The following is a 13,334-nucleotide window of genomic DNA, read 5'->3' on the forward strand; positions in this document are numbered from 1 at the left end:
AGGTTCGCAGCTGTACGCGACCAACCAGAACGTGGCGGGTCACTCGACTGCCATCAGCAACCTGGATGGCCGGGTGACGAGCAATACCTCGGCGATCACGGCGATCGACGGCCGCGTGACGGAGAACGAAGGCGATATCGTCAATCTGACGAATTCGCTGAATAGCGGCGGCGTGGGGCTGGTGCGTCAGGACGCGGTATCGCGCAACATCACGATTGCCAAGAGCCTGGACGGCACGCTGGTGGATCTGAGCGGTACGGCCGGTGCGCGTACGCTGGACGGGGTGAAGGCCGGCGCGCTCAATGCATCCAGCCTGGAGGCGGTGAGCGGTTCGCAGCTGTACGCCACCAACCAGAACGTGCTGGCGAACACGACGGCGTTGAACACGCTGGACGGGCTGGTGGCGCAGAACACCACGAACCTGAACAACCTGACGGCCAGCATCAACATGGGCGCCTTGGGCCTGGTCAAGCAGGATGATGTGTCACGCGTCCTGTCCGTGGGCAAGGAGCAAGATGGCGGTCTGGTGGACTTCACCGGCACGGCGGGCGCCCGTCAGCTCACTGGCGTTGCTGACGGTGTTGTCGCGGCCGGCAGCCTGCATGCGGTGAACGGCGGCCAGCTTCATGCGGCGAGCCGTTCGGTGGCCGACGCGCTGGGCGGCGGATCCTTCGTCAACTTGGATGGCTCGATCTCGGGGCCGTCCTACAGCGTGGGCGGAACGGCCTACCGGACGGTGGGCGAGGCGGTAAGCCGTCTGGACAGCCGTTTCACCGAGATGCAGGCCACAGTCGAAGACATCAGTACGGTTGTGGGAGGCAACGAGCTGGGTTTGGTCAAGTAGGCCGCGATGACGGGCGCCATCACGGTTGCCGCAAATGTGGGCGGCAATCTGGTGGACATGAACGGCACGGACGGCGCGCGCAAGGTGACGGGCGTGGCCGACGGCGTGATCTCGGCGGACAGCACGGACGCGGTGAACGGCAGCCAGATCTATGCGATGGCGCAGCAAGTGGATAGCGTGAGTGCGGTCGGCGCCTATGTCAAATCCGATGGAGCGGGTGATGGCAGTGATTCGGCCATGGTGGGCGCGGGCACCCGTAGCGTGGCGATCGGGTCGAGAGCGTCGGCGACGGCGGGCAACAGCGTTGCGCTGGGCGCGGACTCGGTTGCGGATCGTGCGAATACGGTGTCGGTGGGCGCCCAGGGCGCTGAACGGCAGGTGACGAATGTGGCGGCGGGCACGCAGCAGACCGATGGCGTCAATGTCGGGCAGCTGGCGCCGGTGGTTGCGGGGCTGGGTGGCGGCGCCAGTATGGACGCGGCCACTGGCGTGGTGACGGGCCCGTCGTATCAGGTTGATGGTCAGACGTATGGCAATGTGGGCGATGCGGTGAGTTCGCTGGATCGCAACATGCAAAGCAATCGCGAGGGCCTGAGCCAGCTGGACAACCGTCTGTCGCAGACGAACCGCGTAGTGAACGATGTGGCGCGCAACGCCTATTCGGGTATTGCGGCCACCACGGCGCTGACCATGATTCCGGATGTGGACCTCGGCAAGAGGTTCGCGCTGGGCGCGGGCGTGGCGACGTATCGCGGGTATCAGGCCGTGGCGGTGGGGGCATCGGCCCGTGTGAACGACCGCATCAAGCTGAAGGCCGGCGTGGGCATGAGCGCGACCGGTGCGACGGCAGGCGTGGGCGCTTCGGTGCAGTGGTGAGGCGTCGGGGCGGGGGCCGGATTCCTGCCGGTGCCCCCGCCCCTTGCGTTGCGCATTTGCGCCGTATGGCGGCCGGCAAGCCGGCCTAGACCGTGACCACGTTGAGGCCGCCGTTGGCCAGACTTTCAAGATTGGCGCCCGACACGAACAGGCGGAAATCGTTGTGTGCGAAGTTGCCGATGATCTTGGCCTGGGTGGTGATGAGCGCGCCGGTATCGCCATTGACCGGCAGCCGGTTGCCGGTCAGGGCCGCGTCCAGCGCCGGAAAGTGGCTATAAGCCTCCAGCGCATTGTCCGCAACGTGCAGGCGGCGCCAGGCCGGGAATTCGCCGCCGGTCTGAATGATGGTCAACATGGCGCGTGCCGCTTCGGCGCCCAGCCGAATGCTTGAAAGCTGATTGCATTGCAGCGTCAGCGTGCCGTCTCCTTCGGGCACCATCTTGCCGGTGCGGATGCCTGCGCCCAGCAACTTGAGCTGATCCAGGGTCAGCTCCGGGAATTCTCCCGACTCGGAAAACAGTGTGATGCCGCCGTGCAGGCGGTTGTCGCGCACCGTGGTGTCGGCGTCGTTGTCCAGCAGCGCAAGCGCGCAGGACAAGGGGTCGGCCAACAGGGCGGCCGCCAGCGCGCTGATGGCGACATGCAGCCGTTTGGCTGTAGGCGACTCCTGGCCCAGATGCGTGACCAGTGCGGTCATCGCTGCCTGGATGCGAGGGTTCATAGATAAGGCGTTGCCTGCCGTTCCTGCGCGCAGCAGCGCGGTGATTTCGGCCGCCATGGCCTTGCGCGCCTCCATGGGCTGGCGCGCGAGCGCCAGGGCGGCCTTGTCGCGATCGTCGTCCAGCAGGGATTGCGGCGATAGCGCGGCCTTCAGCACGGCCATGGTCGGGGCGCGGCTGAACAGAGAATCCAGGCGTTGCGGCGTTCCGCGTCCCGCCGCAACCAGGCGGCAGCCGTCGATGTGCACGCGCCGGCTGCCTTCGATGCGCACCAGGCTGGCGCCCGGACCGGCGGGCCCCGCGCAATCGACGCGGGATAGCCGCAGTTCCACGCAACTCGAAAAGTCGATCGGCTCGGGCTGGCCTTGCCGCGAGATCGTCAGATCGGCCACCGACACGGCGGCAAAGCTGTTCAGGCTGAACTTGCGCTCCCCCAGCATCAGGCGGCTGGCTGGCCCGCAGCCATGCAGCATCAGGCGAACACGCGGTCCCTTGATGACAAGATCGTCTTCCAGCTTATGTTCGCCGGGTGTGAGACACAGGCAGATATCGAGCCGATCCTGGCCGATCAGTGTGCGCAGCGCCCGGTCCAGCGTCGGAAAATCGCCGGCCGGGCCGATCGTGAGGCAGCAGCCGCCGCCATGCGTGCGTTTGCACAAGGCGTCCAGGGCCTGTTGCACGGTGTAGGCCTGTTCGGCCAGCAGGTCCGCGCAGCCGCTCGGATCGTAGGCCACCTCGGACGCCAGGGCGAGTGTCGCCGTGTAGCGCAAGGGCAGGTAGCGGTCCGGCGCAGGCTGGCCGGCGACGAGCAACTGGGCCGTGGCGCGCTGCACGGGGCGGGCGGGGTCGCAGGCGAGCGACCAGGAGATCGCCGCCACGCCGTCGGCGCCCGTCGGCACGTCCTGCGTGGCCGTGCCGTTGGGCAGGCGGCCGGCGTCCACGGTGAAGCGCACAATCGCATTGGCCACAGGATGGCTGCCGTTGGCGACGCCCGCGCGCAGTTCCGACGGCAGCGCCACCACGTCGGGCGTCATGGCGGGATTGGGCTTGACGCCCTGGCCGTCGCCGCCCGCGTAGTAGAGCTGGGTCAGGTCGGTCAGCGCGGGAAAGAGCGGCCGGCAGTCGCTGACGGTGCTCCAGGCGCCGCCCTGCCAGCGCAGCAGCGCCAGCCGGGCAAAGGCGCGGAGCACGCCCGCGGGGGCGCTGAAGGCGGGCTTGCCGTCCGGCGCCTGCGGCCACTCGATCGACGCGGTGGCGGTGCGGGCGGGGATCAGCCAGTAGTCGCCCACACGCAGGCGGCCGGGCGAGAACTTGATTTCGACGCCGTCCTGTTCCAGTTCGACCCAGCCCGCGTTGGGACTGTTGACGGGCGCAGGCGTGATTTCGGCCACGCCGTCCCAGCGGCGCACGCGCGGGTTGGCGGGAAAGCGCGGCGCGTCCAGCGGGTGTCCGGTCAGGGTGGCGGGGTCGATCGTGACCGTGTTGCCGTCGGTGCGCACGACCTGCGCCAGCGGACCGGGCTGGCCCAGCAGCTCGTGCGTGTCGTCCAGGAACTCGACCCAGCAGCCGGCGGTGATGGCCAGCACGTCGTCGCGGCCGATGCTGGCGACCTCGAATTCGTTGGCGACCGGATCGTCCAGCCATCGCACCACCCGCGACAGGATGCTGCCGTTTTCGCGCGACCACTTGTAGCGGGCCTTGCCCGCGCCGGCCCCGTCCTGGTGGATTTCGATGCGGTAGAGATGGTTTTCAAGCAGACGGTAGCCGGCGTCGGGCGGGAGCTGGCAGGGCGTCTTGGGCGGCACGCTGGCTTCGGCGCGCGCGGCCATGCGCGCGTCCGGCGGTGTCGTCAGCGCGTCCCACGGGGGTAGGGCCGACAGGCAGGTGAGGGCGGCGTCGGGCGCGCCCACCTGCATGAGCTTCACCTGCCAGACGGTTTTTTCGCGGGTTGCGGTGTCGGGGCCGCCCAGGGCGACTTCGCGCATGCTCGCGTCGCCCGGCGCCAGGTCCAGCGTGCACAGGTGCCGCTGCCATGCCTCCAGGTAGGCCAGGTACATGCCTTCGGGCGGCGGCGCGGCCTGTCCTGTCGAACCGAAGACGACGACGCCGTCGATGTCGGCGGGCGTCAGCGCTGGCGGCGGCAGTGGCAGGGCAGACGCGCCGGCGGGCAGCACGGGCGAGGCGGTCGGCGGCAGGTCGGGCTGGCGTGCCACCGTGGCGGGTTGCGGGTTTTCGCAGAGCAGGCCGTCCACGTACAGGCGGCCGGCGGATAGCGACAGATCCTTGCCGGCGGGCGCCAGGGCGAATCCTGGCGCCTCCAGCGGCACGCCCACGGGGCCGACGGTGTCCGCCGTTTCGGTTTCGATGCGGCGGTTCAGGATGTCCTGCTGCTCGTTCCAGTCCGCGTCCATCTGCACGCGGCCCTGTTGCATGCGAACGGCCCGGTAGCGCCGGGCGGGGTCGAAGGTGAGGCGGCTGAGATCGGCTTTCATGGTGTTGTTCCCGAAGACAGGGGGCTCAGTTCACGGCGATCATTCCCGCTTCGAGTCCGAAGCGCAGATACTCGTCCAGGGCCAGCGCAAGATTGGCCTCGCGCTGGGTTTGCAGCAGAAAGTTCCAGGCGCCGATCTCGGCGCCGTTGTCCGCGCCTTCGCGGATCTCGGCGGCACAACCGCGTGCCAACTGGCCGTAGGCGGGTGTGCCGAACTGCGTGGACGTAAACGTCGGGGCGACGCGCGCGGCGGCCCGTTTGGCGGCCGCCGCGCCGAGGTCCTGCATGACCAGGTCGGGCTGGCAGCGGTAGCGACGCGGCGTGACGGACAGCTGGGGCACATGGCAGTAGCGCACGCAGCCTTCCTGCCGGCGGTTGATGGCTAGCGGCGCGCCGAACAGCGAGTTGGACGCGTCGAGCCGGCCGGCGGCCACTCGTCCGAAAAGCGTGCTGGCCATGACGCGCAGGGCGCTGTCGTCCACGTCCACCGCAGCCTGGGCCGCGCCTTGGGCGTCGATCAGGCATCCGGCGATGTCCACCGAGGCGAGCGGCGATGCGCTGCGCACCGGGCCGCAGATGCAGCGGTGCAGCGTCAGTTCGAGCTCGGGCGCGGCGCCCGTATGGCGCACGCCGCCACGCGCGGGGACGAGCGTGCAATGGCGCAGAGTCGCGGCGCGCAGCGCGCCCTCCAGCCGCAGACGTCCGTCCAGCAGCAGGCCATCGAGCAGCAGGCGGGTGCTGGCGTTTCCGCGCAGCCGCCAGTCGCCCACGACGACCGGCCGCCGCAGCGGCCCGGCCTCGATGGCCAGCAAGGTGTCGGGCAGGTTCAGATCTGGCGTCACGGCTTCGGAGCCGTCGTGATCGACGATGATGCGGGCGCGCTGCCCCGGTAGCACCGCAGCCAGCGCCGAGGCCAGCGTCGGCGTTGTGCCGGAAGGCACGCGCAGCTCGACGTCGAAGGCGTCGGGCGGCGTTGCGGCCGGATCGTCGTCGGCCGTCGCGCTCCGGTCGTACGGGCCCGCGCCGATATCGCCCGGAAATCCGTAGGCGTAGCGGACCTGGACGGACTGCGCCACCGTTCCCTCTGGCAGCGCGATGCGTCCGCGCCGCGGATCCAGGCCCACCAGCAGGCCGCCCACTGCGGGAAAGCCGCGATCCGGCCGTCCGGGCTTGCGGGCCTTGACCAGCAGCGTCGCGTCGGGACGGCGCCACGCTTCGGGCGATACGCCCGGGATCGGCGCCAGGTCGCAGATGACCAGGTGTTCGGCGGGCACGGGCTGGCCGTCGATCCAGACCTGCAGGACTGGCCCCGCGCCGCCGTCCGCGAACCAGCCCTGGGGCGGCGCATCGCCATCGGTCAGGGCCTGGCGGCGCGCCTCCAGTTCCGCATGCAGGTCGCGCCACGACAGGGGTTCCGGGACGTTGATGGGTTCGGCCAGGCGGTCGATGTCGGTCTCGGTGCGCGGCCGGTTGAACAGGGGCTGGTCCTGGCCCAGCGGATCGACGGTGTAGAAGCCGTCCAGCGTCGTGGCGGGCGCGGCGTCGCCGCGCTGCACGGTGTACGACTGCAGCCGCCACAGGAACAGCGCGACGTTCGGCAGGTTGTAGCGTCCGGCGGGCAGCGCGCGCACGTCCGCCGTGTGCAGTTCGGTTCCGAACGGACCGTCCACGCGCTCCATCGCGCGCGCACGGCGCAGGTCGGGTGTGCGCAGCGCATGCGGGCGCGGATGGTTCACATGCTGCGTGGTGGCGACCCGCTCGAAGCACTCGGACACGCGGCTGGGCCAGCCGGTGGCGTTGGCGGCCAGTTCTTCGAGCACCAGCGCCGTGCCCTTGCGGCGGCGCAGCCGCAGCGTGTTGGCCACCAGGGCGCGGGGAGAAAAACCGCCGCCCACCGGATAAAGCGCGCGCACGCCCAGCAGGTCGCCCAGGTAAGGGACGACCCACTCGTCGCAGGTTTCGATGAACCAGTTGTCGTAGAGCCGGTCCACGTCGGCGTCCACCAGCGCGCCCTGGCGCGCCAGCACGTCGAGCAGCGCGCGCAGCGGACCGCCCGCGGCGGCGTCCCGTTCCCGGTAAAAGGCCGGCAGCAGGGCCAGCAGGGCATCGGCGTCCAGGCGTGTGGTCATGTGCGCTCCGACAGCAGGAGGTTGGCCGGGTCAGGGCGCAGCAGTTCGGCCGGCTGCAGGCTGCCTTGCTGCCAGCGGGCGCTGCGCGCGGGCAGCGTGGCGTCGGGCCCGCTGCTGCGCCGCGCCGCTACGCCGTCCAGCCCGGCATTGAACACAAGCGCGTCCAGGTCCACCCACAGCACGCCCGGCACCTCCTGCAGCACCGCCAGCGCTTCGGCGCCGTGCACGGGCTGCCCGAAGGCGCGCGCGGCAAAGCCGAACGCGTCCAAAAGCCGGGCGTGCGCAGCCTGCAGCACCTTGGGCGCTTCGTACCGGGCGTCGATGCCCAGTCCGGCCCGCAGGCCGAAATCCAGGTAGCGGCAGGGCGCGACCCGCAGCGGCTGATACGGCGGACGCGCCGCGTCGATGGCGGCCAGCAGGTTGCGGTAAAGCGCGCCGGCGGGGTCCAGGGCAGCGCCGTCTTCGCCCGCCACGGTCAGGTGCACCAGCCTTTGCTCGCCGTCCCACAGCCACACGGCCTGCGCCTTGCCGATGCCGGTGAACGCGGCGGCGTAGTCTTCGAAGTCGCGCAGCGAGACGATGCGGTCCAGCGTACGCACGCGCAGCGGCGCGTTGCGGCGGGCCATGTCGCCCGCTTCGGGATCCGTGCCGCCGGTGGCGGCAGCCGGGTTGACCACTGCCTTGACCCCTGGGGCGCGCGTCAGCAGCACGCTCAGCTGGCCGGCGGCGACGTTGCCCTGGCGGCCCAGGCCGACGCGGTAGCGCGCCTCGACGTTGCCCGAGCCGGACGGCAGGCGGGCGCCGTGCGCGCCGTCGCCGAACTGCACCGTGGCGCCGCCGCTGTCGTCCAGGCGCAGCAGGTAGGCGCGTTCGTCGGGGGCCAGCGCCGTGATGCGCGGCGCTTCGTTCCACAGCAGCCCGTCCACCCGCAGCTCCAGCGTGCTGGCCGCGCCACTGGCCGTGGGCGCGGGCACGAAGGTCAGGGGCTTTTGCTGCAGCGTGAATCGCTGGAAGGCGCGGTTGCCGGCGCCGCTGCCCAGCACTTCAGGCTGGATGCGCATCTGCCGGCTGTCGCCGTGGCTGGCGGGCGCGACGTTGGCGTTGATGCGCACCGTGGCGGGCAGGTAGGCGTGCGCCAGGTCGGCGTCCAGCAGCAGGGCGGTGCGCCCGCCGGCGCTGTCGTTGCGCTGGATGCGCACGATGTCGCTGGCTTCGGCCAGACTGACCGTGACTCGCGCGCCGTCCTCGAATTCCAGGTCCGCGCTGGCGCGGTCGCGCGCCACGCGCACGCTGGCCAGCGGATCGCCGCGCAACAGCCGCGCGCCCGGCGCGGCATTGGCGGCGTCGTCCTCGGCCAGGACAAGGCCGGTCACCGCGAGCATGCGGCCTTCGGGCAGGTCGGGTTCGTATGCGTCCAGCACTAGCTCATGGCCCTGGGCGAGTCCCGAGGCGGGACGCGCGCCCCAGTCCAGCGGTTCGGATTCTCCGTAGGCGGCGGTTTCGCGCAGGGCGTGGTTGAACTGCTCGCGCACGCGTTCGCCGCGCAGCGTCAGGCGGGTGGTGGCGCCCGCCAGCGCAAAGCCCTCGCGCGCATCGGGCGTCGCGTCGGCAATGCGGTAGAGCTCTTCGTAGCTCGGCATCGACAGCACGGCCCAGCCGCCCGGCATCCATTTCGGATAGGCGGCGTCCAGGTGCACGCCATGGACATCGGCGGGATAGAGGCTGGCTGCGGGGATGGCCTGGCGCGCCTGGCCCGGAACCGTCCAGGCCAGCGAGATCGTGGCGTCGCCGGTGGCCTCGTAGTAGTCGATGCGGATGTCGTGCTTGCGTCCGGCCGTCAGGCGGACGCTGGCGCTGTACTCGGTGGGCGACTGCTCGCGCCATTGGTCGATGAGCAGGTCCCCGTCGACCCACAGCCGCACGCCGTCGTCGGCGGTGACGTGGAAGACATGGCTGCCGCTGACGGACGCCAGCACCCAGCCCGTCCAGCGCACGCTGAAGTTGTCCGCGGGCATGCCGTCGCCCGGGCCGCTCGCGGCCCAGTGAAAGTCGACCTGCGCGTCGGTGCGCGTCATCACGCGCTGGCCGTAGGCCTTGCCGCGGTAGTACTCCCCATAAAGGCCAGTGCCGGGGGCGGCGGTTCCGGGCGGGTCGGAGACATCGGCCAGGGTGAAGCCGGGCCATTGCGGAAACTGGCTGAATGCAGGCTTGGCGTCGTCGGCCATGCCCAGGTAGGCCGCGCGCAGCGTGGCAGGCATGGCGCGCCAATCGGGCGCGTTGTGGCCGAACAGGCGCGCCTGCGCGCGCAGGGCATGGCAGCGCGGATTGCGCTGCGCCGGCTGCACGTGCGGCGCGGCGCTGCCCAGGCCCCGGTCCAGCGAAATCAGCGTGTAGGCCGGCGCGCCGTCTTCGCCCGGGCCGGGCGTGAATTCGCGAACCTGCGTCAGGCGCCGGAAATCCCAGTTCTCGTTGCCGGGGTCGCGCAGGCGCTCGTCGCCCACGATGAGCACGGCGTCGCCGGGCTTCAGGCGGGTGGCGGCGCCCGCCAGGCACAGCGTGCGCGCGCCGAAGCGCGGCGGCACCGGCTCGCGCCAGGCCAGCTGCAGCGCGTTCCAGGCGGCGCGGGCTTCCAGCGCCTGCAGGGTCTCGAAGGTCTGGGCCTGCTCGTCCTGCGCGGGAACGCTCTGCGCGCGCGTCCAAGGCTCGACGCGCGCGCGCAGCGGCGCGCCGGGCGCGGTCTCCAGCGTGAAAGCCAGCCACGTCGTGGCGGCCACGCCCGGCCGAAGTTCGTAGCCGATGGCGCGCGCCAGCGACTGCACCGACCGCCGTTCCGTCGCCGTGCGCAGATAGCCTTCATTGCCGATGCGTTCCTGATAGAACGCCAGCACGTCCAGCACCGCGGCCCAGGCGTCGAACAGCGCCAGCACGGGGTCGTCGCGGTCGCGCGTGGTCAACGCCGACAGCGCCTGCGAGCGCGCCAGATCGGCGGTCAGGCTGGCCAGGAACCGCCCATGGGTGCCGATGCGCAGGCGCAGGGCGGGCTGCCCCGGCGGATTGGCCAGGTCGGACGGGGTCAGTGCGGGCTGTCCGGCGCAGCAGCCGCAGTCGGCGGGTGTCGTCATGAGCCGCCCTCCACGATGAAGTCGATGCGGCCGTTTTCCGGGAAGTTGGGATCGCCGTCGGCGCGCAGCACTTCCAGGGGCGCGGCAAGGAGCTGGCCGCTGTCCAGTTCGCCGGCGGGCTCCCGGCCCCAGCGCTGGAAGCGCTCCGCGCGCGCCGACGCCACGCCGGGCACGGCCATCGCCGCGCTCATCAGCGCCGACAGCGCCAGCGGCGTGCCGAAGGTGTAGCGGTCGGGGTGAAAGAAGCCGGGCCTGCCGCTGCGGTCCAGGCCCGACGTAAAGACATCGCGCAGCGCCGCCTTGACGTCCGCGGCGAAGTGCCCGGGCGCCGCGCAGACCCGCAGCAGGATGACCAGCGGCACGTGGACGGGATCGGAGAACTCCAGATCCTGGCCGGCCAGCCGGAAGCGTTCCATGAAGGCCCGCATCGCGGTGCGGAATGGCGCGTCGACCTCCAGGCCGCCGCGCCGGTCGACGGTCAGGAACACGGTGTGCCAGCTTCCGGTCCAGCGCAGCCGCGCGGCGGCGCGCTGCACTTGAGGATGCCGTTCGGCCAGACGTGCGTAGTCGTCGGCGGTGACCGCGCGTTCCTGGACGCGGAAAGCTTCCGGGGCGTTGAGCCGGATCGCGTCTGCGGGTTCGGGCGCTGCGCCGCCTTGCGCGGGCATGGGGTTGCGCACGCGGGCAACGCCCAGCATCAGGTCCGGATCGTCGCTGACCAGCGCGCCGATGGCGTTGGCGCCTACGTTGCCGCCGGGTCCGCCGCCCAGGCGGTAGCGGGCCAGCAGGCGCTCGCCCGCCGCGGGCGCGGCGCCGTAGCGGTTGTCGCCGAAGCGCAGCCAGGCGGCGCCGTCCGCTTCCGTTTCGACCACGAATTCGCGCGCATCGCGGGCGCTGCCGAGCAGGCTGCGCTGCGGCGCCCAGGGCGCGCTGGCGGGCGCCGGGACGTCGCCGGGCTGGTCGGGGTCGTCGGCCAGCAAGCTCATGCCGGTGGGCAGGGCGCGGCGCGGATCCTGCGCCAGCGCAGCGCCCGCGGACAGCGCGGCGCTGGCCGCCAGTTCATGCCGGTAAGGTTCGGCGCAGGCCAGCCCCGCGTCCGGCAGGCGGGGGCGGTACGGACGGGCGGCCGGATCGTCCCGCGCCGTCGCCGTGTCCGGCAGCAAGGGCGTCCAGTCGCGGCGCAGGCCGTGGTCGGCCAGCACGACGTTGCCCAGCGCCACGGACACCGCCTGCTTGACCAGCGCGCCGCCTTGCTCGAACTCGCGGCTAACGCACAGCGGGAACGGCAGCGCGTCGTCGGTATGCCAGGCGACCAGCAGCAGGTCGGTGCCGGTCAGATCGTCGCGGCCGATGCGCGTCTCGGTCAGCCGCACCGCGTGGCGGTGGGCGCGGTCGGCATCGGCCTGGCGGCCGGTGAGCGGGCCGATCGTCTCTTCGAACACCAGCACGTCGCCGCGCGAGAGCGTGAGCGGCGGGTCGTTCACCAGCGCCGCCTGTGTCTGGCCGCGCGGCAGGCAGTAGGCGGGATCGGCGAAGTCGTGCAGGGCGATGCGGCTGTGCGCGGTGCGCAGCGTCAGGTCGTGCAGCGTTTCGAACACCTCCACGCCCGGCATGGGCAGTCCGTCCAGCGCGTCGCGGCGGCGCACGGGCGCGGCCAGCGCCGCTTCGGCGGAACTGGTCAGCAGGGCCGCGCCGGCAGGCACGACGCGGCCGTCGCCGTGTGCGTTGGCCTCAAAGGCGACATAGACGCGCGCATTGCAGCCGTCGTTCAGCGGATAGTCCAGCAGGCGCGCATGCCGGCGCAGCGAAGTCCGGCGGCGTGCGGTATCCAGGTAGGCCTCGGTGGCGGCCGCGTCCTGCGCGTAGGAAAGATGGTCGGCCGCGTAGGCCAGCGTTTCCACCAGCGCCACAGTGAAGTCGGCGGGATTGCGCTCGGTGAAGTCCGGCATGCTCTGCGACAGCCGGTCGAGCATCAGGCGGCGGAAAATCTCGTAGTCCTTGGCCAGGTAATCCAGCAGCGGCTCGGGCGGCGCGGGCGCATCGCAGGCGTGCACGTCCGCGCAATCGAACTCCGACGGGCAGCCCGCCTTGAAGTTGATTTCGATGGTGGACAGGCACAGGTCGAAGCCCGGCGCCGGCGCGTCTGGATCGGCCGGGTTAACCAAAGCCAGCGTGTACCACGAGAAGTCGCCGGCCTTGTCCACCGTCAGCCGGATCTCGTTGCCCGACAGCACCGGGTCCGCGGCCAGCGCGATGCCGCGGATGCGCGCGCCGCCTTCGATGCGCACATGGGCGCGGCCAATGCCGGAAACCGGGTGCGCACAAATCACGCGCAGCGTGCGCTGGTCGGCCGCGTCGATTTCGACATAGGCGATGCCGTTGTCGCCCGGGGGCTGTTGGGCGCGCAGCAGTTGAAGCCGGCGCGGATGCGCGCTGCGGAACTGGCGGTTCATGGCAGGTCCCGGGTAAAGCGCGCCAGGCGGCGCTGCTGGCCCTGGCGCAGCACGTACTGCACCTCCACCTGCAAGACTGCGTCGCGGCTGGACACGTTGACGGCTTCCACGGCGATCCGTTCGCCCAGCCACTGCTGCAGCGCGCCCTGCACGCTCATCTGCACCGCGGCCGCCAGCGTGTCGCTGTTGGGCGCGAACACCAGTTGCAGCAGCCCGCAGCCGAAATCCGGCCGGTTGACGCGTTCGCCCGGCACGGTGAACAGCACCTGTTCGATCATGTCGCGCACGTGGGTGGCGTCGTCGGCGCCGCGGCTGCGTCCGCGTTCGTCGGGGCCGAAGGGAAAGCGCAGATAGGGCATGGCGGCGGTCCTTACATGCCCACGACGCGCGGCTGCGCCTGCAGCGCCATCAGGGGCGTGCCCGTGGGCATGCAGACCGAGGCGCCGGCCTGCAGGGCGGCGGGCTGCCCGGCGATCAGCACGCGCGTGGCGCCGCTGAGCCACATGCCGGTGACGCAGGGACCGTTGCCCGAGGGCGGCGGCGGAAAGGAGCAGCCGGCGATGGAGTAGGTCGACAGTATCGTCACGGCGGGCTGGCCCGACAGCATCACGCGCGGGTTGGGGGCCACGGGCACGGCCTGGCCGCCGTGCGAGCACAGCACGGTGGCGCCAAGATGCAGCAGGGGTCCGGGCATGGCGCG

At 71.4% G+C, this 13,334-nt stretch carries 7 protein-coding genes and 1 pseudogene; 2 read left to right on the plus strand and 6 right to left on the minus strand.

Features of this window, described 5'->3' with window-relative positions; all coding sequences use genetic code 11:
• Both KYC_RS29700 and KYC_RS19100 read left to right on the plus strand, forming a co-directional pair.
• A pseudogene (locus KYC_RS29700) lies at nucleotides 1-844 on the plus strand (ESPR-type extended signal peptide-containing protein); the annotation flags it as partial.
• A 6-nt stretch (nucleotides 845-850) separates the two neighbouring features.
• Entirely contained in the window at nucleotides 851-1,720 is an 870-nt protein-coding gene (locus KYC_RS19100) for a YadA family autotransporter adhesin (protein ID WP_008165392.1), read from the plus strand.
• 85 nt (nucleotides 1,721-1,805) lie between these two features.
• Here the strand turns inward: KYC_RS19100 and KYC_RS19105 are convergent, their stop codons facing one another.
• The 6 genes from KYC_RS19105 to KYC_RS19130 are packed head-to-tail and all read right to left on the minus strand — an operon-like array spanning nucleotide 1,806 to nucleotide 13,328.
• Nucleotides 1,806-4,931, minus strand: a complete 3,126-nt coding sequence (locus KYC_RS19105; RefSeq protein WP_008165393.1) for a DUF6519 domain-containing protein — start codon at nucleotides 4,929-4,931, stop codon at nucleotides 1,806-1,808.
• 25 nt (nucleotides 4,932-4,956) lie between these two features.
• On the minus strand, nucleotides 4,957-7,059 hold the full coding sequence (locus tag KYC_RS19110; protein WP_008165394.1) for a phage tail protein: 2,103 nt from the start codon (nucleotides 7,057-7,059) through the stop codon (nucleotides 4,957-4,959).
• On the minus strand, nucleotides 7,056-10,181 hold the full coding sequence (locus KYC_RS19115; protein ID WP_008165395.1) for a putative baseplate assembly protein: 3,126 nt from the start codon (nucleotides 10,179-10,181) through the stop codon (nucleotides 7,056-7,058). The genes KYC_RS19110 and KYC_RS19115 overlap by 4 nt, the downstream gene beginning before the upstream one ends.
• Nucleotides 10,178-12,634, minus strand: a complete 2,457-nt coding sequence (locus KYC_RS19120) for a putative baseplate assembly protein (RefSeq protein WP_008165396.1) — start codon at nucleotides 12,632-12,634, stop codon at nucleotides 10,178-10,180. The genes KYC_RS19115 and KYC_RS19120 overlap by 4 nt, the downstream gene beginning before the upstream one ends.
• Nucleotides 12,631-12,993 carry a GPW/gp25 family protein gene (locus KYC_RS19125; protein WP_008165397.1) on the minus strand — a complete coding sequence of 121 codons (363 nt, stop codon included), beginning with the start codon at nucleotides 12,991-12,993 and terminating at the stop codon, nucleotides 12,631-12,633. Before KYC_RS19125 ends, KYC_RS19120 begins: the two co-directional genes overlap by 4 nt.
• Nucleotides 12,994-13,004: 11 nt before the next feature.
• Nucleotides 13,005-13,328, minus strand: a complete 324-nt coding sequence (locus KYC_RS19130) for a hypothetical protein (RefSeq protein WP_008165398.1) — start codon at nucleotides 13,326-13,328, stop codon at nucleotides 13,005-13,007.
• Nucleotides 13,329-13,334: the final 6 nt, after the last annotated feature.

Source organism: Achromobacter arsenitoxydans SY8 (assembly GCF_000236785.1).
Classification (GTDB): domain Bacteria; phylum Pseudomonadota; class Gammaproteobacteria; order Burkholderiales; family Burkholderiaceae_B; genus Achromobacter; species Achromobacter arsenitoxydans.